Source organism: Neobacillus sp. NPDC058068 (assembly GCF_042885335.1).
Classification (GTDB): Bacteria; Bacillota; Bacilli; order Bacillales; family Cytobacillaceae; genus Neobacillus.
In genome coordinates, this window is record NZ_JBHVSI010000011.1 from 13,498 (window position 1) to 39,659 (window position 26,162).

Sequence of the window (26,162 nt, forward strand, 5' to 3'; positions counted from 1 at the left end):
CGTAGTTGCACTTATGCCTGATAGGAAAGTTATACTTTCCTATCGGCCAAAATAAAGGTGTCAGGCACCATGTGAAAAATTCACATGGTGCCTGACACCCTTTTTTATATATTCTCCTGCTTTAGTGCGTCAATGATGTTTTCTTTTTTTACTTTGGCGCTGGAGTAGAGCATGGCGGATCCGACGATGATGAATACGGCGGCAATCACATAAATTATGCTCATCCACGGAAGGGTGAATCCATAGCGGAAGCTGTTCATCAATGCCTTGTGAATTAAATACATCACTGCAATGCTGATGGGAATTCCGTAAAGCAACGACTTGATGCCATAAAAAATACTTTCATAATTGATCATTTTGTTAAAGCCTTTTGGTGTCATACCAACCGATTTCAGCATCGCAAATTCCCGTTTTCTGAGGGAAATTGAGGTCGAAATCGTATTGAAAATATTCGCTATCGATATCGCTGTAATCAGCGCAATAAATCCATACGTAAAGACCGACATTAATAAGAGCATTTGTTCATCATGCTGTCTGCCTTGATATACATTCTGTACATACATCTTGTTGTCTTTTATTTCTTCGATTTCCTGCTGGGTTTTCATTGGATCCTTACTTTTAAGGTAAAGCAATGTCTGAATCCTATCATTCACCTTTTCGTTTACCAGTTTGTTCATGACTTGTTCTGAGACGATAATAGTTAGCCCGCCAATCTCTGTAGGTAAAATTCCCATTGGTAATTGATCGGTTAATGCCGCAATTTCCACTTTATTAAAATTTACTTCTTTTTCTGTTTCCGGATCTGAATAGGTTAAATCGATACTTTGGCCAACCTTCGTATGAATGACCTTCGTTTCAATATATTTCCCTGATGCTTCATCCTTGAAAGGAATCGTATCAATCACAATGCCAGTAATGTTAGTCGGGTTGGTAAGCTGTTCAAAATCTGCTCCAACCGTTTTTGCATACGTTCTTAGGTTCTGTTCATTTAGTGTGTGTATTTGAATAAAATAAGGATATTTCTCGTTCTCAAAATTATCCTTATATACCGCCTTTCGGAATTCATCAGCAACTTCTGCTTTGTTTATCCAGGCGTTCACGTATAATTTGTTCATCACACTAGATTCTGTCACATCTTTTAGGGATGCGAATGATTTCAGCAGTTTCTGATCTGATACCGAAGCTGCTGTGGACAATGAAACTTCAATATCATAATTCACCCCTTTTTGCGAGAGCTCAAGCGATTTTTTCAAATTGGCTGTGAAAAATGAGACCGTTAAAAACAAAACGATACTGATGACAAGTGAAAATACCGTTGCCTGGTAGCGGCGTTTGTTTCTTTTCAAGTTTTTCAAGCCAATTTCCGCTTCAATTCCGAATAACTTACGAACAAACATTGATGTCTTAACAGCTTTACGTGTAAGCTTTACATCTGCAGTTTGGCGAATCGCATCAATAGCGGAAACCCTGGATGCTTTTATTGCTGGGAGATAGGTTGAGATAAAGATCGTCACCACCGAAACGGCACAAGCAAGAAGGATAGATAATGGTGTGATCGACACGGTTAATTTTTCAGTCATTCCTAGTGCACCTTGAATGATTGAGTTAATGAAATAAAAGGTAATTCCAATTCCCACTAGACCACCAATTATTCCAATTGGGATGCTAATTAATCCAATAATTGCTCCTTCAAAAAACACTGAGTTTCTTTTCTGCCTATTCGTAGCCCCGACACTCGAGAGCATCCCTAAATGACGCGACCGTTCCGACACGGAAATTGCGAAAGCATTATAAATTAATGAGACAGAGCCTATGATAATTACTGCCATAATGATCGTCGATAATGAAAAAATTGTGCTGCGCAAGCCGTCGTTTTTTATCACACCATAATTGCGAAGTAAATTATTATTAAATTGGAATGTTTCAATTTTGTTTTTCTTTGCTAAGGCTTTCGCATGAGTATACAAGGATTTTTCGACCTTTTTTAATACAACTGCCGTATTGACCGTATCGTTTACTCCAATCATGCTTTCATCCACATAGCTAATGATTGTATATCCCGGTGCCCATGTTGGTTCCCATGTAGGACGTTTTATGAAGCCTACGACCGTGTAACTTCTTGCTGTTGTATTTTTTAAGGTTTCGGTGATTTTACCATTTTCCATTCGTAATGGTTCAAATTGTTCTAGTGGATACTCGTTAGCTTCAATGAATCGTTCGCCAACATCAAGGGTGAAACGGTCACCAATTTTGAATGCCACTTTAGCATTTGTGGCAATCTCTTCTGAGATCACCACTTCATCAGCTGCTTTGGGCAGCTTCCCCTTACTTAATTCAATCGGAAACTGTTTAAACCCTTGGGTATTATACTCCTTGACAAACAAGTATGGCTTGCTTTCATTTTGAGATCCATTTAAAAGGGCATAACCACGATCTCTTGAAATTACCACTGTTTTCGTTGCTTCTTCGTTTTTAATCGCTTCAAGCTGATCCTTGTTCACATCCTTATATAGGACATGCCATTCTCCTTCACTCGCAATCGTCTGCCTTTGCATTAAATCCATAAATGAGACACCGAGCGTGGCAACGGCGGTCACCATAGCCACTGATATAATAACTCCTATGATGGTCACCAGCGTCCGCCGCTTGTTTTGCTTCAAATGTCGAACCGTTAGTTTATTGACGATATTCACGGACGAATCACCTCATCCTTAGCGACCCTTCCATCTTCAATTGCAATGACTCTGTCAGCCTGGAGGGCAATCCGCTCATCATGGGTAATGACAAGGAGCGTTTGATTAAAGGTTTTATTGAACATTTTTAATAGATCGATGATTTCACTACTATTCTTGCTATCTAGATTCCCGGTTGGTTCGTCAGCGAGCATTATTGCAGGGTTACTAATCAATGCCCGGCCAATGGAAACACGCTGCTGCTGCCCACCGGAAAGCTGATTAGGCAGATGTTTTAGGCGGCTTTTCAGATTAAGAACCTTGACGATATCGTCAAATTGTTTTTGATCAACCTTATGTTCATCAAGGAGGAGCGGCAGGGTAATATTCTCCTCAACTGTTAGAACCGGAATTAGGTTGTAAAATTGATATATGAGTCCGATTTGCCTCCGTCTAAAAATGGCCAGCTGTGTTTCATTTAAGTTGTAGATATCGGTATTGTCGACGAGCACTTTTCCACTTGTTGGCCGGTCAACACCGCCAAGCATATGCAGAAGTGTCGATTTCCCCGAACCAGAAGGTCCAATAATCGCGACAAACTCACCTTTTTTTACTGAAAAAGAAATATCATCAAGCGCCTTTACTGCCGTTTCACCTTTTCCGTACACTTTAGACAGATTCTCTATTTTTAAAATATCCATTGTGGTAAAACCTCCATGTATTCCTGATAATCATAGTTTATCTGTTTAAAATGACTTTCTAGTGACTGGAAAATGACAGTTTAGTCACTTAACACTATTCTACTTAACGGCAAACAAGGGGGCTTCTCTAGTTTGGGCGATGGATTTCTGCATGTAAATCACTTGTTTCCGGGAGTAAAAATCTTATCCGAGAGTAAAGTGACCCCATCCGAGAGTATATCTCCCTTATCCGAGAGTATATCTCCCTTATCCGAGAGTAACTCTCCTTCCCCGGCTATTCTCACTAGATTACCTGCTTATAAACCTTAATCCGAAACTCGGTACCCTCTCCGCTCTTACTGTTAACCTCGATATCGCCATGTTGGCTGGTAATGATGCTATGTGCCATTGCAAGCCCGATGCCGATGCTGTCCTCACCAGCATTCTTTCCTTTGTAAAATCGTTTAAAAATATACGGGAGATCTTCCTTGGCGATGCCTTTGCCGTTATCTGCTATAACAATTTCCGTAAACAAAGCATTTTCTGAAAAAGAAATGTCAATTTTTCCACCGTCTAGGGTATGCTCCACACAGTTTTTTAAAATATTGATTATTGCTTCGGTGGTCCATAGAATGTCACCAGTAAAGGTGACGGAATCTTTGCCTTCTAATGAAACGGTTTGTTCTTTAATGTCCATCGGAATCATAACCGGCTCTAATGCTTTTTGCAGCAGCCTTTTCACCGATACCACTTCTTTTTTAAAGTACACCGTTCCCGCGTCAATTTTTGAAAGTTTTAATAAGGAGGAAACGAGCCACTCAATCCGTTCAAGTTGAATGCGAATATTGTGGGTAAATTCGGTTCTTTTTGCAGCGGGCACCTTGGCATCACTTAATAAATCGGCCATCATCAGCATCGAAGTAAGCGGAGTTTTCAGCTGATGGGAGATATCAGAAATCGCATTGGTTAGTTTAATTTTATCTTGCTGTAAAAGGGAGCCCTGCTCCGATAGCATGATGGTCACCTTATAAATATTGTTTTTTAATATACTTAGCTCACCTTCGTGATTATCACGGACATCAAGCGAATAATCGCCACTGCTAATTTGCCGCAAATAGCTAGACAGCTTCTCGATTTCACGATATCGCCAGCTTGTAAATAATAAGCTGCAACCAATTAACAAGGCAGAAATGATAAAAACAAGTACCGTGGCAGCGAGCGAGAAAAAAGCCGCTGCTATGATGGTGATAAAACTTAGCAAACACATCGTTAATATAAATATTTGAATCTCGCGATTTCGGAGCATGCTAATCACCGACCTTGTAGCCTAAACCGCGCACTGTTTTAATAATCTGCGGATGTTGTGGGTTATCCTCTAACTTTTCTCGCAGTCTTTTTATGTAAACTGTTAAGGTATTATCATTCACGAAGTCCCCCGCTACATCCCAAATCCGCTCCAACAGCTGACTACGTGAGAGAACCTGTCCAATATGGTTCGCAAAGATTAGGAATAGGCGATATTCTAGGGCAGTTAATAGAACTTCTTCGCCATTTTTATACACCTTACCTTCAAGCGTATTAATTCGGACATTTTCTATTTCTATTATCGTTTTTGTCGCCGTCTGCTTTTGGTAGCGTCTCAAGACTGTTTTGATTCTTGAGATTAACTCTCTAATTCGAAAAGGCTTGGTAATGTAGTCATCTGCGCCCATGTCGAGCCCCATCACGACATTGACTTCATCATCAATCGCCGTTAGAAAAATGACGGGAATATCGCTTCGCTCCTTCACAAGCTGACACAACTCATAGCCGCTTCCATCAGGCAGGGATAAATCAAATAAACATAACGCGAATTGGTCAATTTCATCAGCTATCACCTTTTTTGCTGATGCTGCATCAAGGCAAAGAACCGTGGCAAATTGATCCTGTTGCAGTGAATATTCAAGCCCAGCGGCGATTGTCCTATCATCTTCCACAAGCAAAATTTTCATCATTTTATCCCGCCTTTCTCTATCGTCATTATATCAGCATTAAAGGGTGTCAGGCACCATGTGAAAAATTCACATGGTGCCTGACACCCTCAGTAACTATTTAAATCAAAAAAACGAGCTTGGAATTCCAAGCCCACCCTTCTCATTTTACTAACTTACTTCAAATGCAGGACCATATATTCATCATCATAATAAACACCGTTTACTATCAGGGCCTTTTCTTCCAATCCAAAAGTTTTAAACCCTAATTTGTTATAGAGCTTCTTCGCTTTTTGGTTACTTGCTGTTACGGATAAATTTATTTTTTCAATCGCTTCTATCGTTCTCGCTTTATTGATGGCTTCTGTGAGCAATGCTTTTCCCACACCTAAACCTTGTTTCTTTGGCGTAACATACACTGCAAAAATGTTTGCACGGTGCTGGATTTTCGCTCGCTCATCCAAAACTAAGGTCACAACCCCGATAAGTTCCCCACTGTCAAACGCACCAAACGTGTAGTTTCCTTCTGTGGTAAAGTTGCTGGCAACCTGTTCAATTGGATTTTCTCTTTTTACAGATTCTTCATAGCTTGTTAAAAATGCTTCCGGATTTTGCTGTAATGCTTCTAAACGTAATGCCCAATAACTTTCCGCATCTGATGGGCTTAGTAATCTAATTTCCATTTCTATTCCCCTCCAGTCAACAATTTGCCTTTTTCATTATGTTTTCCGTTTATTTTACCACATTACCCCAATAGCGAAATAGGTAAATGATTTGACTTTTAGTGCAGAAGGCTCTTTGACCTCGAGGGGTCAGGCTGCTTGCGGTGGATTCAGAAAACTTTGTCTACACCTAAATGATTCTAAAGTTTTCTAGACGACGAAAAATTCGGGAGCCATCAAGGATTCACAGATTTTTTATAATAGAAATTAGGAAAGAAGATATGTTCCTCCATTGGTGGCTGTATTTTTATTTTTGACTTTCAGCAAATTGAGCATTTTCTGGAATTTGATCAAATGGAAGTCCTGATGCCGCTTCCATTCTTCCACTAAAGTTAAAAAAACTAATCAATGCTGTGACTTCGTAAATGGCATCATCGTCAAATTCGACATTTTTTAAATCTTGGATGTCCTGATTCTCAATTAAATAAGGAGTTTTTGTAAGTTTTTCCGCATAAGAAAGCAACGTTTTTGTAGCTTCGTCTAATTCAAATTGCCGCCAATTTGTGGCAAACTCTGGACTCACATGTTCATTTCCCGTTATACGGCGAACTGCCGTTGCGTGTAATATTAGTCAGGGAGCCCCGCCAATGGCACCATTCACAACGGTTGCGATCATTTCTTTTTGCATACGAGAAATTGGCGAGTTCTTTTTTAAATTCAAGTATTTATACAAATTTCCAGCAGGTCTCCCTATTTTTAAATCCACTAATAATAATCTCATTACACTAGGAATGAAACCCCCATATTGCTTTTTGAACAGTTTAAGTAACAACTTCCGAATACCTTTGGCACTGTTTTCATCTATGATTTTAATTCGAGACGACATTTTGATCCTCCTGAATTCATTCTGACTAAAGCAATTACCATATTATTTATATTAAATAATTAATAAAAATGCTTATCTTGTTTTAATATTTTTCGAGCTCGATTTATCACTTTTAGTAACAAAGCCTTATAAATATATGTGGATCAAAATGCTGTTTGATAAAGTAATATTTCTGAACAATGTTCCCATTGAAAGAAGCTATGCAATGTTTCAATTCTAACAAAAACCTTGCCGGCTAATTGGCAAGGTTTTATGTTTAGAAGAAAGAGTGATTTCAGGTTGATCGAAAAATCCGGGAGCCATCGAGGGTTCCCGGATTTTTTTGCTTTGTTAATCATGGTGCCCAACACAGTTAGCTCCTCTGCTATTTCCTTAGAATCGATTTGATACAATTGTCTGTATATTTTTCGTCTTTTAACGGATTACGAACTTGTTGATTCCAAATACTATTACTTTTAGTTAATTGACTAAAATCATCATATAAACTTTTGACATTTTCCCTTTTGACTTCAAAAGATTCATCCGCGAAGTTATATTCGATTTTTTCCAAGTTCCCAATCAGGGCAAAGGCAGCTGTTGAATTATAAATAAGTGACTGATTGACAAGGTTGGTGCCAATTTCCGAAACTGATTGGTGATAATTTACTATTAACGTAAACGCTTCAGATTTAAGTTCAAAGTCCTTTTCAACCTCGTTCAGCGGTAAATGGTTAAATAAGTTGAACACGTTGCTGGCATTGCCCATATAGAGAAAACGATAAGGAATAATATTTTCTAAATCATGTGTAAGCGGTCTTCTTTGATCAATGACATATTGTTCTGCCGCATCATTCTGCTTTGGAATGATGATAAACTGTACAATAATAAATAGCCCTATACCTAAGGCAAGTAATGCAGCAATCAATTTTCCCAGCTTATTCATGGAAATCCCTCACTTCGTATTGTGGTATCAACTTAATGCACAAGTTTAGAATTAATGGGATTATTATTGATATAAATGGCAAGGCATACCGGGCAATTAATATTCCAAACTGATATGGTCCATCGATGTGTATCGGTCGAGAGAACCAAATGTTGCTGCCGAATAATAGCGCCGATAAATATCCCCATGTAACAATAATAAATAGGAGCCAGAGCAGCCAAGTGATTTTCTTTGCTCTCGTAAAGGCTGCTGCATTCAATTCCCCAATTTTCTTCTCATTTCCTTTTACGTTTTTAGCTAAAAATAAATAGAAGATTCCGAGGACCAAACACACGAAAAACAAGCTGTAATTCAACATAAGCCCCATACTTATGATAGAAAATGGAATCGTCACAATCCACGCGATCAGGATATAAATATATGCGATTTGAAACGCTTTAAAGCGAAACTGATTAATCCAGACGGGGATATGATCATCAATTAGGTCATCTATTTTTGTAATACTGTTTTTGGCTCTGGCAATTGCCTCGCGTTCATTCAATCCTTCTGCCATTAAATGAGATACCTTCGCTTCCAAATTTCCTAAAATCTCATCCTTCAGGTCGCTAACACCACGATGGTTTTTATATTTTCTGAACAAGTGATCGACATATTTTCTTAGTTCATTCATCGCTTTTTCCTCCCCTGACAATTAGCTGATCAATTAGTTCCTTCGCCGCCGCCCATGCCTCAATTGCTTGTTCATAAGCACCTTCACCATTGGGGGTGATTTTATAATACTTTCGTCTGCCCCCTTGACTTTCATCACCCCAATAGGCGGAAATCAGTTTTTGTTTTTCAAGCCTTTTTAAACTGGTATAGAGTGAAGGTTCTTTTAGCTCAAATTTTCCATTGCTTTGTTCAAATATCGATTTAATAATTTCATATCCATAGTTATCACCTTCACTCAACACACGAAGTATCATCGTATCGATGTGGCCGCGAATAAGGTCGCTGCTTATTGGAGTCTCAGCCTGCATAAAATAACCTCCTCTGATATTGTATATTGTAACACATATTACTATGTATGTTGAGGTACTAAATTAAAAAAATTTCAAGAATTTGTTTTATCTTGCAAAACAGTAAAGACAAAAGAGGAATGGCATGTAAAATCATCCAGAAATTCATATAAAAAAACAGTAAAAAGAACTTGGGGAGACCAATTTCTTTTTACTGTTTTTAAACTAAACTCCACCTGAAAAGCAAAAAAACATTTGGTAGTTCCCCTCATTTTTTCATCATCGCTAATTTCTTTCGATCTTCAGCTAATGGAGGCTGCTCTAGCCAGCCGTTGTCAATCATCATGTCCAACCAATCGTTTCCGATTTTCAAATCTCCTGAAATCGCCAACATATATTTTGGAGTCAAGTCTCTTCTAGGTGATGACGCCCATCCCGTTCCGTAATAAACCATTGCAGTAGAGAATAAGAATCCAACTTGAAACATCATCAGCTTCTCCGAAAACGGAGAAGTGGTGGAATTGGTGATCTCCGCATCTAACAAGGGTACTACCGGCAGGTTTTCGCTATTCATTAAGTCAAGAAACATTTGGACATGACTGTCTTTTGTATTCATCGCTTTTAAAAGAAAATCACGCACTTTCTTAGAAGTGGCCACTTGGCTAAATGCAACTGTGAGAGTTTTTGTCAGGATGCTTTTTTTCATATTAAAATAGATATCGGTTATTTCAATACAGCTTAATGGTCTTTTTTCACCAAACCATCCTGCTAAAAAGTTATCATTTTTGACAAAATCCGGTTTTTCAGGGGGGAAAACTGTTGGAGGGCGAAAGTATTGGCCTTTTTCTAACAAGATATTCTTTGATCGATTACATAATTCAACTGCAGATACGTTACAGCTCGTATAATAATCACGAACGTCTTGTCGAGAACAGGTTGTGACAGCCCCGCTGTACCCATGACAGCCATGGATGGACATGATATTTAAATAATGTAAACACAATACATCTGAAAATAGCCGTGGACTGTTGGGGATCATGTCATCATTTGTAAAGCCGATTGGAACTGGAAAACCTTCACTCACAAGAAACTCTTTAATTTTCTCCAAATGTTGGGTGCCAAGCAAAATTGCAAATTCAAAAATTTCTCTAATTTCCATATCCTCCAGGTGTTCCAACATGTGTTTGTGAAAGCAAAGTCCAGCTGTTTCGTTTAAATACTGTGACCATAAAGCAGCAATCTCTGCGGAAGTCATTTTCGGTTTATGGAGGGAGTTCAACCCAAGCACCTCACTGTTTTTTCCATAGGTTGTCTTACTTTACTTCGGAATATTCTCGATTGATCATTGAACGTAACCAATTAATAGAAAAAAGACTGCCATATGCAGCCTAGTCTTTAGAAAAATGCAGATAGTTCTCTAGTGGATTCGGTGGCACGTTCTTTGTTCGTACCTATGCTTATAGGGCATGTGTTTTTGCTCCACGTTATTACAGGCAAGCTTTAAGGGAGTGAAATTATTTGTTAATAATTGGAGGTTATCCCACTGTGCCATTAAAGGTTGAATCTGATGTTCGGGTATTATGATCCCTTTTTTTTCTAAGAATTTCAAAATATTTTCAGTCATTTTCCTCTACCCCTTCCATGATTTTAATAAGTTGTGCCTGATGTAGAAAAAATCATGAGGTCCTATGGTTAATTATACCATTTGTCAACGTAAAATGTTAGCGCCTTCAGAATTTTTGTATTGTGTTTTTAAGAAGACGGAACAACATTATTCTCTGGCATACAGTTCCCACAAATATCGCTAAAGTGGAATAGCAGTAGCTGCTGAGGTTAAACTATGAGAGGTTACTATTGGAACAAGGGCGGTGTTTATTTTGTCAGATTTTCTGGAATCCATTGAGTATGAAACGGGTACAGCTATTCAAACGTTTAACATTATCGAAGTTAAGGAACATGCTGAGGGTTTTGAAGTACTTTTGGATATCGATTTAGACAGCGGTTACGGATTGGAAGGCGTTAAATTAATTGTTACTCATGAGGACTTAGACGCATACGAAACCAATGATATCCATGAAGGAGTCAAATATGCTTTAGGCTTCTTTGATCAAACGTAGGAGGAGATTCAGCTGGAATTAGAAAAGAAGAGCCGGAAAGAACCCTTAAAAAGTCCGGAGTCACGAAATCAAGAAGATCAAGCATTAAAAGAAAAGTACAATATTAAAGACGATGACAGGGCATGGGAAGATGACCGCCTATAAAGGGGGCATCTTACCTTCCTCTATTCATAATGACCCTTAACTTCCGGCAGGGATTGATAAGTCGAATTTTTCTTCAAGATTTCAAGGATGTTAGCAATCAACTCGGTCATTTCCTGACCATCATAACTCTTATCACATTCCGACCATTCAAAATGCCGTTCCCCGCTATTAATCCAAACCTGCATTTCATAGCCCTCATACGGTTTCTGATTACATTCCTTTGATAGTTTTTACTCTCCAAGGTAATTGGAAAAAATCATCAATTTATAAATGGCGTTCATTTCCTTTTTGGAAAATTGAAAGTCGCTAACGGCAACGGTTTCGCCATTCTGTAAATCTTTAATCAACTTTTGTTCTACTGTATTAATGACGTTTTTCTTGCTCACCCCATATTTTAACTCAAAGGCAAAATAATCCTCCTTGTCTACATCATGGGAAATGGTTAATAGGTCAGTAAGATCCGGACATTCTTCAAGAATATATTTAGTTTCTGTTTCTGATTCTTGCTTTTGAATCCCTTTACAGACATATGTGGTTACTTCCCCTTGACCAAACTTATCTTCGGTGTTATCTATTTTTATCGTTAATTTTGAATCATGATAAGCTAAATCGTGAAAAATAGGATCGCCTTCAATCGTATATCGGGTAAGCCGTACCTTATCGTCTTTACCGGTTTGAGCATTTTCAACAAATAGATTTAACCGTTCGATATTTTCCATCATACCGTAAATTTCTTTGACTTCATTACTGGCAGGTTTTTTATTTTGCCCACTGTTAGCAGGCAGGTCACTGGCAGTACCATTATCTAATCCGCAGCCGGATATAAAAACAGCCATTAATGCGATTAAAATAATCGAGGATATTTTATTTATCACAATTCTACACATCCCTTTATAGAAAAAGACGAATTAATGCTGGAAAGGTTTCTTGACTATTTATTCTTTGATTTTATTTTTAGCGATAAAATCATGAATATGATTGAACACTTCTTTCGCAGCATCGATGGACGCTAACGTATCCCCTTTTATTTCTAATCCATGGTCAGCCTTGGGAATGACAACCGTACTGACATGTTCATTATTTTTCAGGGAAGAAATCCGTTCTTCAATATAATGATGGTCTTCATCCCCGATTACACAAAGGGAAGGCAGCTCAGTTTTCAATAACGCATCAAAAACAGCGTCAATTTTTAAAAGCGGAGTTAACCAAATTCCGAGCGTATTTTTGATGAAATTCCGTTGATTCCATTCAAAAGCCATCGGAATCGTGCCAATCGATTTACTTAATACAAAGGACTGTTCATATTTGGTATCCTTCAAAACCTCCGCGACAACCGCCTTCACATCTTGGTACATCCAACTATCTTGCTCTTGATTGTTAAGCTTTTTAAAATGTTCATTTTTTGCAAAGTTATAATTGATATGAAGAACATCCACGTTCTGATTTAAACATACTCCCGTTGCGTAATGAAACAACGGCCGCTCCGTAGAATAACCGAGTCCTGGAAGCATAATACAAATGCTTTTATTTGGGTGTTCACCGCGAATCCACGTATAGGGGATGGTGGATTGCTCGGTTCTTACAACTTGACCTTCCGTAATTTGATACATTGGATTCACCTCTTTTGGGAGTCTGTAAATTTGAATTCTGCAATTTTACCACTTTCTAAAAAGCCGATATTTTGATAAACCTTATTGGAGTCAGGATTTTTAAGGTCTGCATACAGCATCGGAACTAGTTTCTCAGATGCAATGATTACACACAGATCTGCTACAAGCGCGCTTGCATAGCCATTTTTCCGATGTGAAATCGGTGTAAATACTGAATTAATCCGTGCGTGTCTTGGGGAGCGATGTGAAATATTCGCCATCGATACCGGCTGGCCATCTACAATCCAAAGATATAGATTCCCCGTTTGTACCATCGTCTCCGCCCTGGCTGCCTGGGTATCCGGTTCAACAGCGGTCCCAAAAGCATCTCTTAAAAATCCTGCTATATATTCGGCGACGGTATCCACATCCTGCAATGTGGCTGCTTGGATTTCACCTGGAACATTTAACGGCTTGATTACCTTAGGACAATAATAGGCTTCCATAACCATTTCGGTTTCGTATTGAAGATGATTCTTTTTCGAATAAACGTCGGCAAACATTGCGGCAGTCTCGGGTTCGCCGGTCACCCCGGGAAGGGGAACTCCTTTAAGATGGTTGACCAATTCTTGAGTAATGTAATTCCGTTCCTCAGCCGTCACCTCTTTTGAAACCCATAACCAGCCACTATGCCCCGGTGTTTGGGCAAAAATCATTTTTCCATCCCGTGTTTTACAGGATAAGGAATCGCTGCCTTCAGTGATTCGATGGAACAGATTGTATTGTACTTCGTCCGATTCAAAGGCACTACCAATGGCAATTGCGTCATCATTTGAGACAAGTCTTGAAAACATATTCGCTTCCTCCTATGGGAAAATAACTTATTTTTTCTGGTACTTTTTATCCTAAAAGCTTTGTTCTTCAAATTTTAAAATACCGAAATGTCACAGTGCCCGTCTTCCACTTTTTTTCCGCACTATGGGCACTCTCGACTCTTCACAGTGCCCGTCCCCGGCATTTTTTCCGCTCTATGGGCACTCTCGACTCTTCACAGTACCCGTCCCCGGCATTTTTTCCGCTCTATGGGCACTCTCGACTCTTCACAGTGCCCGTCCCCGGCATTTTTTCCGCTCTATAGGCACTCTCGACTCTTCATAGTGCCCGTCCCCGGCATTTTTTCCGCTCTTTGGGCACTCTCAACTCTTCACAGTGCCCGTCCCCAGCATTTTTTCCGCTCTATGGGCACTCTCGACTCTTCACAGTGCCCGTCCCTGGCATTATTTCCGCTCTATGGGCACTCTCAACTCTTCACAGTGCCGTCATCTGATTTTTCTCCACCATACGGGCAATGTTTTGTGACCGCGACGACTCTTTTCCCCCAGAATCATATTTTTTCAATGTGTCTGTTAACAGACTTCATATTTAACCCTAACCATGATTTATTCATTCGGTCCAAAAACCCGGTCGCTGATATCGGGGGACTTAGTGCCGCCTTTCTCAATTCGCTTTTCTAATGTCGTTCTCATGCCTGGTGCAAGCAATTCACAACAAGCAAGCTCCCGCATTTCTACTAAATTTTGCTGCCTAGCATGAATAATTTGATTACATTTTTGGATGGTCCACTGTGGATACGGGCGGTCTACTAGTGTAAAAGTTTGACCCTCCTCCACATATCCCTCATTTAACACACGGAAATACCAGCCGGTCCTTCCGGTATTCTGTAATAACAGCGCTAAATTCTTTACTTTAAATCGGCGCGCCGGCTTCCAGCATGGCTGTCTGGGCTGTGAAACTTGGATAACCGCCTCGCCAATTTGAAAGGTATCGCCAATCGCAATTGTTTCCTCATTTACATTGCCCATGACCAAATTTTCTCCCATGCCGCCGGATGATATCTCTTTAATGCCTAATTCTTCTTGCCAGTATCGATAATTTTCAAACGAATAGGCGAAAACGGCTTTTTCTGGTCCGCCGTGATGTTTCAAATCACCTTGTCCGTCTCCTGTTAACCCCGTTTTGCCGACCCAGATTGATCCTTCGACAGGCTCTTTAAAAATTGCGCTAGTCCATTCCCGCTCCATTGGATTTACCGCTTCTTTATTACCGACTGTTTTTGGTAAACCAACAAATACTTGTTTCAATAAGAAATCCATTATTTTTCCTCCTAAAAATCACATCCGATTTATTTAATTTCGGCAGAAAGGATAAACATCCCTTCCTAGGTACGTTAAATAAATCATTAGCTAAAATTTTTTTGGAATAATAAATTTAGTAAAAGCGCTTGCATTTTCAAAAATCTGTTTTATAATACTTGTATACAAGTATCCTAGTATATTTTAGGAAGGTGGTTTAATGACAGAATCGAAGGAATTTCTTTATCCACAAAAGTGGCTTTCAAAAGCATCCACCGGTGATCGCGTCACCTGCGAGCTTAGAATGCAGATCATTTCTGGCAGGATTGAAAGCGGTGCCATCCTATCAGAAAATAAATTGGCTGCCGATTTTGAAGTAAGCCGTTCACCGATTCGTGAAGCATTAAAAGTATTGGCAGCTGAGAACTTGATTCGCTTAGAAAGAATGGGCGCAGTTGTCATTGGTTTAAGCGAGAAAGACATCGAAGAGATTTACGATGTACGCCTGCTCATCGAAACGTTTGTCTTTGAACGGCTTGTCAAAATAGATACGAAAGAACTAGTAAGGGAACTAAGTAAAATTGTTGAAATGATGAAAATCGCCATCAAATATCACGATGCTGATGAATTTTCCTATCAAGATATCTTATTCCATGAAACAATTATTCGGGCAATTCATCATTCTTACATGTTGATGATTTGGAATAACACAAGACCCGTGATGGAAAGCTTTATCCTATTATCAATGCGTGTCCGCTTCGAGGAAAAATACGATGACTTTACACGCATTATCAAGAATCATCAGTTGTATATCGAAGCAATCGATACAAAAGACCGAAACCTGATGATTCAATCATTACATCAAAATTTTGATGATGTTCAAGGGAAAGTAGAAGACCTTTGGATATCACAACAAATGCTATCTAAAGGAGTAGACCCGGAGAAATGACCAGCTATATGTTAGGTGTTGATATCGGTACAACAAGTACAAAAGCCGTTTTATTTACTGAAAAAGGCGAAGTCATCCAACAAGAGAATATCGGTTACCCCCTTTACACACCTGATATTTCGACAGCTGAACAAGATCCTGAAGAGATTTTTCAAGCTGTCGTACAAGCGATTTCGAAAATAATGAAACAAAATTCACAAAAAGGAATATCGTTTCTTTCATTTAGCAGTGCGATGCATAGTCTCATTGCCATGGATGAAAATGATCAGCCGCTGACACCTTGTATCACTTGGGCAGATAATCGCAGTGAAGCCTGGACCCATAAAATAAAAGATGAGTTAAACGGGCATGAAGTCTACAAACGGACGGGAACACCGATTCACCCGATGGCACCATTAAGCAAAATTACTTGGCTTGTGAATGAACATCCAGAAATCGCCACAAAAGCGAAAAAGTATATCGGGATAAAAGAATATATTTTTAAAAAGTTCTTTGACCAATACGTAGTTGATCATTCCCTTGCTTCGGCAATGGGTATGATGAATTTAAAAACCTTGGATTGGGATGATGAGGCCTTAAGAATTGCTGGTGTGAAACGGGAACAACTATCCACACTCGTGCCAACTACCACGATTTTTACAAACTGTCATCCAGAATTAGCGAAACAAATGGGGCTTGATCCACAAACACCATTTGTCATTGGCGCAAGTGACGGTGTACTTTCCAATCTAGGTGTAAATGCGATTAGAAAGGGCGAAATTGCAATTACAATTGGGACAAGCGGTGCGATTCGGACGATTATTGACCAGCCGCAAACAGATGAAAAAGGGCGAATCTTCTGCTATGCCTTAACTGAAAAGCATTGGGTCATTGGCGGACCTGTCAACAACGGCGGGATGGTCCTTCGCTGGATTCGGGATGAATTTGCCGCTTCAGAAGTAGAAACAGCAAAACGTCTCGGAATTGACCCCTACGAGGTTTTAACGAAGATTGCTGAACGGGTAAGACCAGGTGCTGACGGCTTGTTATTCCATCCATACCTTGCCGGTGAACGTGCGCCATTATGGAATCCTGATGTAAGAGGCTCATTTTTCGGGTTAACGTTGTCACACAAGAAAGAACATATGATTCGTGCAGCCCTAGAAGGAGTCATTTACAATTTATACACCGTATTTTTAGCATTAATTGAATGTATGGAAGGTCCTGTGACCCGAATTCAGGCAACTGGAGGCTTCGCAAGGTCAGATGTTTGGCGGCAAATGATGTCCGATATCTTCGAATCCGAAGTAGTTGTTCCAGAAAGCTACGAAAGTTCATGTCTCGGTGCTTGTATTTTGGGCCTATATGCTACAGGGAAAATTGAATCGTTTGAAGTAGCCTCTGAAATGATTGGCACTACACATAAGCATACACCAAAAGAAGATGCAGCTAGAGAATACAGAGAATTGCTGCCTATCTTTATTAACTTATCCAGAGTATTAGAAGAAGATTATACACGGATTGCCAATTATCAGAGAAGCTTAATCAATAAAAATATATAAATCAACGGGGGAAAATACTATGCCATTAGTTATAGTAGCAATTGGGATTGTAGCATTACTTATATTAATCATGGGCTTTAAATTAAACACATTTGTGTCACTTATCATTGTCTCATTCGGTGTCGCAATCGCACTAGGAATGAAATTAGACGAAATCATCGGGACAATAGAAGCTGGATTAGGCGGAACACTTGGCCATATTGCATTAATCTTCGGACTTGGTGCGATGCTGGGTAAATTAGTTGCGGATTCAGGAGGCGCGCAGCGAATTGCGATGACTCTGGTTAATAAATTTGGCGAAAAAAATATTCAGTGGGCTGTAGTGGCAGCTTCATTCATTATTGGAATCGCTTTATTCTTTGAAGTAGGACTCGTTTTATTAATTCCAATCGTATTTGCCATTTCTAAACAATTAAAGGTTTCTATTCTTTATCTCGGCATTCCAATGGCAGCAGCTTTATCTGTCACACACGGCTTCTTACCGCCGCATCCAGGACCAACCACTATTGCCGGTGAATTTGGTGCAGATCTTGGTCAAGTATTACTTTATGGTTTTATTATTGCCATTCCAACTGTCATTATTGCAGGACCTTTATTTACAAAGCTAGCAAAAAAATTAGTGCCGGCATCATTTACAAAAACTGGTGATATCGCTTCTTTAGGTGAACAAAAAACATTTAAGCTTGAAGATACTCCAGGTTTTGGAATCAGTGTGTTCACTGCTATGCTTCCTGTTATTTTAATGTCGATTGCTACCATTATTACTTTGCTTCAAAAAACGATGGGATTTGCAGATAACACGTTACTGGCAATTATCCGTTTTGTTGGCGGCGCATCCCCTGCCATGGTCATCTCTTTATTAGTTGCGATTTATACAATGGGATTGGCTAGAAATATTCCAATTAAAGCAGTAATGGATTCTTGTTCAACAGCCATCTCCCACATCGGGATGATGCTATTAATCATCGGCGGCGGCGGTGCCTTCAAACAAGTATTAATTAATGGCCACGTTGGTGACTATGTTGCCGAATTATTCAAAGGAACAAACATTTCGCCAATTTTACTTGCTTGGATTATCGCAGCAATTTTACGAATTTCATTGGGGTCGGCTACTGTTGCAGCTTTAACGACTGCCGGTTTAGTTATCCCAATGTTAGGTCAAACTGACGTTAACTTGGCTTTAGTTGTACTTGCAACAGGAGCAGGTAGTCTAATTGCCTCACATGTAAATGATGCTGGTTTCTGGATGTTTAAAGAGTATTTTGGTTTAAGCATGAAAGAAACATTTGCAACTTGGACATTACTTGAGACGATTATTTCAGTAGCTGGATTAGGATTTATTCTATTACTAAGTTTATTCGTATAAGTAAAAATATTCAGCGGCGGTTTTATAGTCCACTGCTGGTAAGCAAAGGGCAGTATAGTCCCCGCTCATTTCTTAGATTCCTCTAAGGAATGAAGTGGTGGTTATACTGCCCTTTCATTTGGGTTCATTAGCAATAAGAGACTTGTTGCCAAAAGGTGAATCGATTTCCTTACGAATATTTGTGTAGTTTCGATACAAAATACAGATTAGACTCAAATGTTTTTATCGATAACTGAAGGGCTTCCTATTTCCTATCCTTTGTTGATGTCCAAGGCTGGGGACCAAGGAGAAAATGGGTGAATGGCTATGAAAACGTTTAATAAAGAAAAGTTCTTTTTATTCCTAAAAATTTTATTTCCAATGATTTTGTTAGGACTTGCCGTTTATGAAATTAAAAAATTTACTGGAAACGTTAATGTTCAATTGCTTCGTCATGAAGTCAGTCAGTTGCATTTTGCCAAGCTGCTCTTGATTCTATTGATTACTTTTTGTGCTATTTCCCCGATGATTTTTTACGATGTGTTATTAACAAAAATATTAGCGATTAAAGTACCGGTAAAAGAACTGATGAAAAAATCTTTTATTGCGAATACCTTTGCAAACTTCATTGGATTTGGAGGTCTGGCTGGTGCTACACTAAGAGCTTATTCCTATCATGAATATGAAACAGACAAAAAAAGACTGTTGAAGATCATTGCTTCTGTTTCCCTTTATTTCCTTACCGGTATCTCTTTGCTTGCCTGGATTGTCCTAATTGGATATAGAGGTTTCCCTCTCTTTCATGATAAAAAATGGCTATTTTGGGCCAGCATAGTGGTAAGTTTATATTTGCCAGTTTTTTTCGCCGTCTATCTTATTCAGCGGAAGAAAGCGGCGGAATTCATTATCGATTGGGGAATAGCATTAAGACTACTCTTCGTTTCTTTATTTGAATGGATCGCCATTTTTCTTGTATTTTGGCTATTATGTCTGATATTGAGCATTCCCATTAATTTTGCCCATCTTGTACCTGTATTTATTGTTGCATCATGCGCCGGTATCATTAGTATGATTCCAGGAGGCTTTGGCTCCTTTGACCTAGTTTTCCTTTTGGGAACTCAATCCTTGGGGGTTCCGGATGAAAAGGTGGTTATCCTGCTACTGTTTTATCGTATCGGCTATTTTATCCTTCCATTTTTAGTAGGGCTAGTGTTATTCATAAAGGATTTTTGGAACAGATGGAATAAATCGTGGAACAATGTGCCTGATGCCATCCTTGCGAGGACTAGCCACATTCTTTTAACCCTTTTGGTCTTTCTATCAGGACTTGTTTTGCTTCTTTCGGCAGCTGTCCCTGGAATTATCGGAAGGCTCAAGATTGCGCAAGAATTTTTATCGTTTCCAATCATGAATATTTCACATCAGCTCTCCGTTGCAACTGGATTTATCCTGCTCGGTTTATCCCGTGGTATTCAGTACAAGGAGAAAAGGGCATACAACCTAACGATGGTCGTTTTAATTTTTGCCGCCTTATTCACTTTCTTAAAGGGATTTGATTATGAAGAGGCATTGTATCTTTTAATTGTTGTCGTGCTCTTGAGAGCTTCCAAAAAGCGGTTTTACAGAGAGCGTTTTGTGTTGAGCTGGGGCAAAACCATTTTTGACATCGTTATGTTTGTCGTGATTACCTTTATGTTTGTATTAATCGGCTATCTCAATTTGCCTACCTCCGAAATAAAAGTGAACCCAAAGCTATCACCCTATCTGATTAAAGACTATCGTGATGTATTTAAAAGTGCGTTAATCGGCTTGTTTTTCGCCATGGTCCTATTTTCCATCGGCTATTTGTTTAAACGCAATAAAAAATGGGAGCTGAAGCCCTCCCGTTCCCAAGAAGAAAAAATAATCAAACATTTGGAGCATTATCGTGGAACGGTCCTAACCCATTTAATCTTTTTACATGATAAAAATATTTACTGGAATAAAACGGACAACGTCATGTTTGCCTATCAAGTATACGCAGACAAGCTAGTGGTCCTCGGTGACCCTGTTGGAGACCGTGACGAAATGCCACTTGCGATAGAAGAATTCCGAGAAACAGCAGATCTTCAAGGATATACGCCTGTTTTTTACGAGGTCAGCGAGAAAATGCTCCCTTTTCTGCATGAAAACGGTTATGACTTTTTCAAGCTTGGCGAGGAGGCTTTTGTTGACTTAGACAGCTTTTCCTTTAGTGGAAAAAAAATGAAAGGGGCCCGGGCAGTAAAAAACAAGTTTGAACGTGAGAATTATCAGTTTGAAATTGTTACCCCACCCTTTCAGGATGATATCTTGAAGGAACTTAAAGAAATATCTGATGACTGGCTTCATGGAAGAACGGAAAAAGGTTTTTCCCTCGGATTTTTTGATGACGATTACCTCAATAAAGCTGAAATAGCCGTTGTCAGAGTAAATGGAACGATGATTCTAGGATTTGTCAGCCTAATGCCAGTTTATGACCAAAAACAAACGATTTCGCTGGACCTGATGCGCTTCGGAAAGGATGCGCCAAATGGAACGATGGATTTTGTATTTCTCTCATTATTTGAATGGGCAAAAGAACAAGGGTATCAATACTTTAATATCGGAATGGCCCCATTATCAAATGTAGGATTATCAAAGTTTTCCTTTTTAAGTGAAAAAGTAGCTTCACAAATATTTTTACATGGACAATTTTTCTATTCCTTTAAAGGTTTGAGAAAATTCAAAGATAAATATGCCGATATGTGGCTCCCAAAATACTTAGCTCATCGAAAGAAAACTTCTTTGCCTATTACGATGGCACAAATCACTTTATTGATTGGGAAGAAAAGAAAAAATGGAGATGGATAGACGGAAAGAAAGATTGGCTATTTTTGAGCCAATCTTTCTTTTTCGATGGAACTTATTCATTAAGTGATATCTATTTATTTGCTTTAACATCGATATGGACATTTCGCAGCAAACGTAACATCTCTAACACAAGGATATTTAAACCTAACCAAACTCCGCCAAATATATATTCGACTACGATATCACTAGGATCTTGAACACCAAAAAAGATACGGCTGACTGCTATAAGAAGTAATAAAAGAAGTGTTCCTGCAGCGGCATTTGAATGAACCCGTGCCTTACGAGTGTGACGCACGAACACAAAGACAGCAAAGCCATAGATGACAAATGCCATAAGCGGCTGCTCGCTTGGAAATTTATGAAACAAGCGTGCTGCCGAAGTTTGCTCGGGTAGAGGCAAGCTATGAAATAGCCTTATTAAGCTTTCTTCATATAATTCTCCACCTGAAATAATCAGCAGCCATGCTAATAATTCAAGCACTTTGTTCTTTCCTTTCCAGATAATCCACAAAAATGAACAAGCGCATATTATTAAAAGGACCTTAGAATTGTCCATGAAAGAGAATAACTGCATGAAAGGAGTCCAATCCTGACCAAAAGTTGACGGAACCAAGAAGTTCATCGTTTCATCGAATTCTTGAAACTCATTGGTCAATAAACTTTGAATGACTTCGATCAACAGAACACTTAACACAAGTGTGATGACAACAGTGCACACAATAAATATCCCTGTTCGTCTTCTTGACTTCAATAATTTCATCATTCTATTAATCCCTAAAATAGCTGCACCTTTAATTTGTTCTTTCTTCCTTCGGTATAGATAAACAATGACCAAAATGAACAAAGCAATTATGATGCCAATTAATAGATATTTTTTAATGGATGCATGGAATTGCTCCCATTTTGGTCCAAGTACTTTTCCTAGCGAAATAAAGGTAGCTACCCAAATAAATGCACCACTATAGGCATATATAGCGTATGTACGAAATTTAAGATGTGTAATCCCTGAAAAATAGCCAGTGAAATGTCTTACTCCAGGGATAAAATAGGCAATAATTAGCAATTTGTTGCCATACTTACCAAACCACTTTGAGGTGTTTTCCAAACGTTCTGGACCCATATGGAATTTCCTACCGTATTTATCAAAAAAAACTGTACCAAATTTTGAACCAATCCAATAAGCAATCGTCATTCCAATTGAGCTACCCACACCAGCAACGAAAATGCTGATGAACCACCCCAGATGTCCCTGGTAGACAAGAAATCCAGTGTAACTCATGATCAGCTCACCCGGTAGTGGGAGTGCTAGCAGTTCAAGTAAAAGCGCGATAAATAATAATACATATCCATACTGATCCATATAAGATGTAATCACACCCACAGACAGCCCTCTCTTTTATTAATTGGTAATAATTTTGGACTTCGATAATTATCCAGCTCCAGCGCCAAGGCGCTTCCGCTTTTATTATTATATGTAAAGTATTTTCTATTTTTTAATTAACAATACAGTTGCATAGATTGAATCCTTCATAATCAAACTAGTCATATAATGTGAAACTTTTGCCACATTCCCTTTTACTTCAGGAAGTTGTTTTCGATATTTATCTAAGTGACTTCTCAACCAAAGGCAACACTTGAATTGTAAAATTCCGTCATATTTTAAAATTAAAGCTTTCCAATCCATTCAATTTTCATTATGATAGTGGATATGAAAAAGTTTGAAGGGGAATGTAATCCATGTGGGGTAAAGTACGAGACTGGATGGAGAAAATGTCACCAGCCCAGGTTATTTCTAGCTATTATTTACTGGCAGTAACAATATCCATCCTATTATTTAGCATCCCGGCTGTCCATAAACCCGGGTTCAAAGTGAGTTTTATTGATACAGTTTTTACTGCTGTCAGTGTGGTAAGCGATACAGGTTTGAGTGTGTTTAATATTTCAGAAACATTCAGCGTATTTGGATATTTTATGATTATGCTTGTATTACAATTTGGGGGTATTGGCATTATGGCCATTAGTACCTTTTTCTGGGTACTTTTGGGACGAAAAATAGGATTGCGTGAACGCCGCCTTATCATGGTTGACAATAATCAATTTGCTTTATCAGGTCTCGTACTATTAGTAAAAGAAATTATCAAGATTATTCTTCTGATTGAGCTGATAGGGGCACTCATTCTCGGGTTTTATTTCTTGCAATATTATCCGACTTGGCAAGAAGCTTTTCTTCACGGCTTGTTTACATCCGTCAGTGCGACAACAAATGCCGGGATGGATATAACCGGTGAGTCACTGGCACCTTATGCAAAGGATTATTTTGTTCAGTTAATCAATATTACTCAAATCATTCTTGGTGCCATTGGGTTCCCTGTCTTAATTGAAGTAAAGCATTATTTACTTAGAAAAAAAACTGAGCTTGGACACCCGTTCCGCTTTTCATTATTTGCAAAGTTGACAACATTAACATATGCAATCCTTCTTATTCTTGGGACAATCCTTATTTTTCTCTTGGAATTTCAACACTATTTCAAGGATATGAGTTGGCTTGACAGCTTTTTCTATTCCTTTTTCCAGGCTGCTACGACGAGAAGCGCCGGGCTGACAACCTTGGATATCAATGATCTGTCGAGGCCAACACTCTTGATCATGAGTGTTTTCATGTTTATTGGCGGTTCGCCGAATTCTGTAGGCGGAGGAATACGAACAACAACATTTGCGTTAAATATGCTATTTATTTATCATTTTGCGCGAGGAAATCGTGAAATCAAACTCTTTAACCGCGAGCTTCATCCGGATGATGTTATGAAATCATTTGCGATTACATTTTTAGCTATTATTATGTGTTTAATATCGGTTGTCGCTTTAAGCATATCTGATAGCCAGCATGAGCTTATCGCCATTTTCTTGGAAGTTTGTTCTGCCTTTGGAACGGTTGGTTTATCTCTAGGGATTACCCCCGACCTTAGCATTTTTGGAAAATTCGTTTTGATGATGTTAATGTTCATCGGAAGAATCGGTTTAACATCTTTCTTATTTATTATTGGCGGTAGTAATAAGAAATCAAATTATAATTATCCAAAAGAGAGAGTAATTATCGGTTAATCGAAACCTCCGGGAGCCATTGGGGTTCCCGGAGGTTTCCTTGATTCCCGGCAGGTCCAAACTGATTCTGCAAGGTTTTTATGTATAAACTATATTAAAAACACCTTGCTTTCGCAAGGTGTCGTAATGTTAGGCTGCTTTTTGTTCATGAGAATCATTAAGCTTATGGCCTTCCCATTTTGTAATAACAATCGCAGCTAGGGAGTTTCCGACAATGTTTACACATGTACGGGCCATATCGAGAATCCGGTCAATTCCAGCAATAAAAGCTAGTCCTTCTACAGGTATGCCGACACTTCCTAATGTAGCAAGAAGCACTACAAAGGATACACCCGGAACTCCGGCAATCCCTTTGGAGGTTAGCATCAAAACAAGAACTAAAGTAATTTGATGCCCGATAGTCAAATCAATTCCATACATTTGCGCAATAAACAATGCCGCAATTGCTTGGTATAATGTCGACCCATCAAGGTTAAAGGAATAGCCTGTTGGAATAACAAAAGAAGTAATCGCCTTCGGACAACCGATTTTCTCCATTTTTTCCATAATTTTCGGTAAGACAGTTTCTGAACTTGCGGTTGTATAGCCTAAAATTAATTCATCTTTCAAATAGCGAATTAACTTAAAAATATTAAACCCGACAATTTTCGCCGTTAACCCTAGAACAACTAGAATGAAGAAAATCATCGATCCATAAACAACAAGGACCAGCTTCCCGAGCGGAATTAACGAGGAAATCCCAAATTTCGAGACAGTTACACCAATTAAAGCAAAAACACCGAATGGCGCAAGCTTCATGATTTGGTTAGTGACATAGAACATCGCATCGGCCGTTCCTCTAAAGAAATTGAGAATTGGCAGTCCTTTCTCACCAATCGCCGCCACACCAAGTCCAAACATGATGGAAAAGAATATAATTGCTAACATATCGCCACTCGCTAATGACTGAATGATATTGGTAGGAACTATATTCACAACTGTGTCAATCATCGAATGTGACTCTGTTTGTTCCGCAGTATGGACGTAACTATTTATATCCGTTTTTGTCAGTTTGGATCGGTCTACTCCGGCACCTGGCTGAAACACATTCCCGGCAAGAAGCCCAACAAGGATGGCGACTGTGGTAATGATTTCAAAATAAAGCAGGGTTTTACCGCCTAGCTTTCCCAATGACTTCATATCACCGACGCCAGCAACTCCGACAATAAGGCTGGAAACAACGATTGGAACAACAATCATTTTTATTAATCGAATAAAGATATCTCCTATTGGCTGGAGGTAACTTGCCACATGCGGATTGCCATAAAAAACTGCACCGACAATAATACCGAGAGCCAGTCCAATAAAAATCTGCCACGCTAAACTAATCTTCTTCATCTACACTTCCCCTTTTTAAAATTTATTACAGTTGATAAAAATGAACAATCAACTTATATGCTGTAAACTATTGCACATTCATCTTTATTAAGATTTACTATTTTAAAAATAAAAATCTTAGTGGAAAATACTTCATTTAATTTAATGCTTGTTTAATGAATCTTATTTTTCAAGACATTAAATCCATTCAATCAAACATTTAAGT

24 protein-coding genes are annotated in these 26,162 nt (G+C 38.9%); 6 read left to right on the forward strand and 18 right to left on the reverse strand.

Going from position 1 to position 26,162, the window contains the following annotated elements; all coding sequences use genetic code 11:
• Window positions 1-104: 104 nt before the first annotated feature.
• The 11 genes from ACFVSW_RS13980 to ACFVSW_RS14030 all read right to left on the reverse strand — a co-directional run bounded on the left by ACFVSW_RS13980 (window position 105) and on the right by ACFVSW_RS14030 (window position 10,045).
• On the reverse strand, window positions 105-2,693 hold the full coding sequence (locus ACFVSW_RS13980) for an ABC transporter permease (protein WP_387316990.1): 2,589 nt from the start codon (window positions 2,691-2,693) through the stop codon (window positions 105-107).
• The gene (locus ACFVSW_RS13985; protein ID WP_387316993.1) at window positions 2,690-3,373 is read right to left on the reverse strand and encodes an ABC transporter ATP-binding protein; all 684 of its coding nucleotides are present in this window, start codon (window positions 3,371-3,373) and stop codon (window positions 2,690-2,692) included. The genes ACFVSW_RS13980 and ACFVSW_RS13985 overlap by 4 nt, the downstream gene beginning before the upstream one ends.
• Window positions 3,374-3,656: 283 nt before the next feature.
• Window positions 3,657-4,658 carry a sensor histidine kinase gene (locus ACFVSW_RS13990; RefSeq protein ID WP_387316996.1) on the reverse strand — a complete coding sequence of 334 codons (1,002 nt, stop codon included), beginning with the start codon at window positions 4,656-4,658 and terminating at the stop codon, window positions 3,657-3,659.
• A 1-nt stretch (window position 4,659) separates the two neighbouring features.
• The gene (locus tag ACFVSW_RS13995) at window positions 4,660-5,343 is read right to left on the reverse strand and encodes a response regulator transcription factor (RefSeq protein ID WP_387317394.1); all 684 of its coding nucleotides are present in this window, start codon (window positions 5,341-5,343) and stop codon (window positions 4,660-4,662) included.
• A 155-nt stretch (window positions 5,344-5,498) separates the two neighbouring features.
• The gene (locus ACFVSW_RS14000) at window positions 5,499-6,005 is read right to left on the reverse strand and encodes a GNAT family N-acetyltransferase (RefSeq protein ID WP_387316999.1); all 507 of its coding nucleotides are present in this window, start codon (window positions 6,003-6,005) and stop codon (window positions 5,499-5,501) included.
• 286 nt (window positions 6,006-6,291) lie between these two features.
• Entirely contained in the window at window positions 6,292-6,567 is a 276-nt protein-coding gene (locus ACFVSW_RS14005; RefSeq protein WP_387317001.1) for a carboxymuconolactone decarboxylase family protein, read from the reverse strand.
• A 48-nt stretch (window positions 6,568-6,615) separates the two neighbouring features.
• A complete protein-coding gene (locus ACFVSW_RS14010; RefSeq protein ID WP_387317003.1) occupies window positions 6,616-6,870 on the reverse strand; it encodes a hypothetical protein in 255 nt (84 codons plus the stop codon).
• 364 nt (window positions 6,871-7,234) lie between these two features.
• Complete coding sequence (locus ACFVSW_RS14015; RefSeq protein WP_387317006.1) at window positions 7,235-7,792, reverse strand: DUF4825 domain-containing protein; 558 nt, start codon at window positions 7,790-7,792, stop codon at window positions 7,235-7,237.
• Complete coding sequence (locus ACFVSW_RS14020) at window positions 7,785-8,462, reverse strand: permease prefix domain 1-containing protein (RefSeq protein ID WP_387317007.1); 678 nt, start codon at window positions 8,460-8,462, stop codon at window positions 7,785-7,787. Before ACFVSW_RS14020 ends, ACFVSW_RS14015 begins: the two co-directional genes overlap by 8 nt.
• Complete coding sequence (locus ACFVSW_RS14025; RefSeq protein WP_387317010.1) at window positions 8,455-8,811, reverse strand: PadR family transcriptional regulator; 357 nt, start codon at window positions 8,809-8,811, stop codon at window positions 8,455-8,457. Before ACFVSW_RS14025 ends, ACFVSW_RS14020 begins: the two co-directional genes overlap by 8 nt.
• Before the next feature lie 247 nt (window positions 8,812-9,058).
• Window positions 9,059-10,045 carry a DUF3231 family protein gene (locus tag ACFVSW_RS14030; protein WP_387317397.1) on the reverse strand — a complete coding sequence of 329 codons (987 nt, stop codon included), beginning with the start codon at window positions 10,043-10,045 and terminating at the stop codon, window positions 9,059-9,061.
• 622 nt (window positions 10,046-10,667) lie between these two features.
• On the opposite strand from ACFVSW_RS14030, the gene ACFVSW_RS14035 reads away from it, so the two are divergent.
• Complete coding sequence (locus tag ACFVSW_RS14035; protein ID WP_387317012.1) at window positions 10,668-10,907, forward strand: hypothetical protein; 240 nt, start codon at window positions 10,668-10,670, stop codon at window positions 10,905-10,907.
• Between the two features lie 164 nt (window positions 10,908-11,071).
• On the opposite strand, the gene ACFVSW_RS14040 is transcribed toward ACFVSW_RS14035, so the two are convergent.
• The 5 genes from ACFVSW_RS14040 to ACFVSW_RS14060 all read right to left on the reverse strand — a co-directional run bounded on the left by ACFVSW_RS14040 (window position 11,072) and on the right by ACFVSW_RS14060 (window position 14,793).
• A complete protein-coding gene (locus ACFVSW_RS14040) occupies window positions 11,072-11,236 on the reverse strand; it encodes a hypothetical protein (RefSeq protein ID WP_387317015.1) in 165 nt (54 codons plus the stop codon).
• A gap of 45 nt (window positions 11,237-11,281) precedes the next feature.
• The gene (locus tag ACFVSW_RS14045; RefSeq protein ID WP_387317018.1) at window positions 11,282-11,926 is read right to left on the reverse strand and encodes a DUF4362 domain-containing protein; all 645 of its coding nucleotides are present in this window, start codon (window positions 11,924-11,926) and stop codon (window positions 11,282-11,284) included.
• A gap of 60 nt (window positions 11,927-11,986) precedes the next feature.
• Window positions 11,987-12,661: an alpha/beta family hydrolase gene (locus ACFVSW_RS14050; protein ID WP_387317021.1), complete on the reverse strand. Its 675-nt coding sequence runs from the start codon at window positions 12,659-12,661 to the stop codon at window positions 11,987-11,989.
• Between the two features lie 5 nt (window positions 12,662-12,666).
• The gene (locus ACFVSW_RS14055; RefSeq protein WP_387317024.1) at window positions 12,667-13,494 is read right to left on the reverse strand and encodes a GNAT family N-acetyltransferase; all 828 of its coding nucleotides are present in this window, start codon (window positions 13,492-13,494) and stop codon (window positions 12,667-12,669) included.
• Between the two features lie 585 nt (window positions 13,495-14,079).
• Window positions 14,080-14,793, reverse strand: a complete 714-nt coding sequence (locus ACFVSW_RS14060; protein ID WP_387317027.1) for an MOSC domain-containing protein — start codon at window positions 14,791-14,793, stop codon at window positions 14,080-14,082.
• Between the two features lie 199 nt (window positions 14,794-14,992).
• On the opposite strand from ACFVSW_RS14060, the gene ACFVSW_RS14065 reads away from it, so the two are divergent.
• The 4 genes from ACFVSW_RS14065 (at window position 14,993) to mprF (ending at window position 21,478) form a co-directional block, all read left to right on the forward strand.
• On the forward strand, window positions 14,993-15,721 hold the full coding sequence (locus tag ACFVSW_RS14065; RefSeq protein WP_387317030.1) for a GntR family transcriptional regulator: 729 nt from the start codon (window positions 14,993-14,995) through the stop codon (window positions 15,719-15,721).
• Window positions 15,718-17,262: a gluconokinase gene (gene gntK / locus ACFVSW_RS14070; protein WP_387317033.1), complete on the forward strand. Its 1,545-nt coding sequence runs from the start codon at window positions 15,718-15,720 to the stop codon at window positions 17,260-17,262. The genes ACFVSW_RS14065 and gntK overlap by 4 nt, the downstream gene beginning before the upstream one ends.
• A gap of 19 nt (window positions 17,263-17,281) precedes the next feature.
• On the forward strand, window positions 17,282-18,628 hold the full coding sequence (locus ACFVSW_RS14075; protein WP_024026242.1) for a GntP family permease: 1,347 nt from the start codon (window positions 17,282-17,284) through the stop codon (window positions 18,626-18,628).
• A 300-nt stretch (window positions 18,629-18,928) separates the two neighbouring features.
• Entirely contained in the window at window positions 18,929-21,478 is a 2,550-nt protein-coding gene (gene mprF, locus ACFVSW_RS14080; protein WP_387317036.1) for a bifunctional lysylphosphatidylglycerol flippase/synthetase MprF, read from the forward strand.
• Between the two features lie 70 nt (window positions 21,479-21,548).
• Here the strand turns inward: mprF and ACFVSW_RS14085 are convergent, their stop codons facing one another.
• Window positions 21,549-22,859, reverse strand: a complete 1,311-nt coding sequence (locus ACFVSW_RS14085) for a VTT domain-containing protein (protein WP_387317038.1) — start codon at window positions 22,857-22,859, stop codon at window positions 21,549-21,551.
• Between the two features lie 356 nt (window positions 22,860-23,215).
• On the opposite strand from ACFVSW_RS14085, the gene ACFVSW_RS14090 reads away from it, so the two are divergent.
• Window positions 23,216-24,580 (forward strand): TrkH family potassium uptake protein, encoded by a 1,365-nt coding sequence (locus ACFVSW_RS14090; RefSeq protein ID WP_387317040.1) that lies wholly within the window; start codon window positions 23,216-23,218, stop codon window positions 24,578-24,580.
• 129 nt (window positions 24,581-24,709) lie between these two features.
• On the opposite strand, the gene ACFVSW_RS14095 is transcribed toward ACFVSW_RS14090, so the two are convergent.
• On the reverse strand, window positions 24,710-25,957 hold the full coding sequence (locus tag ACFVSW_RS14095; RefSeq protein ID WP_387317043.1) for a cation:dicarboxylate symporter family transporter: 1,248 nt from the start codon (window positions 25,955-25,957) through the stop codon (window positions 24,710-24,712).
• Between the last annotated feature and the right edge of the window lie 205 nt (window positions 25,958-26,162).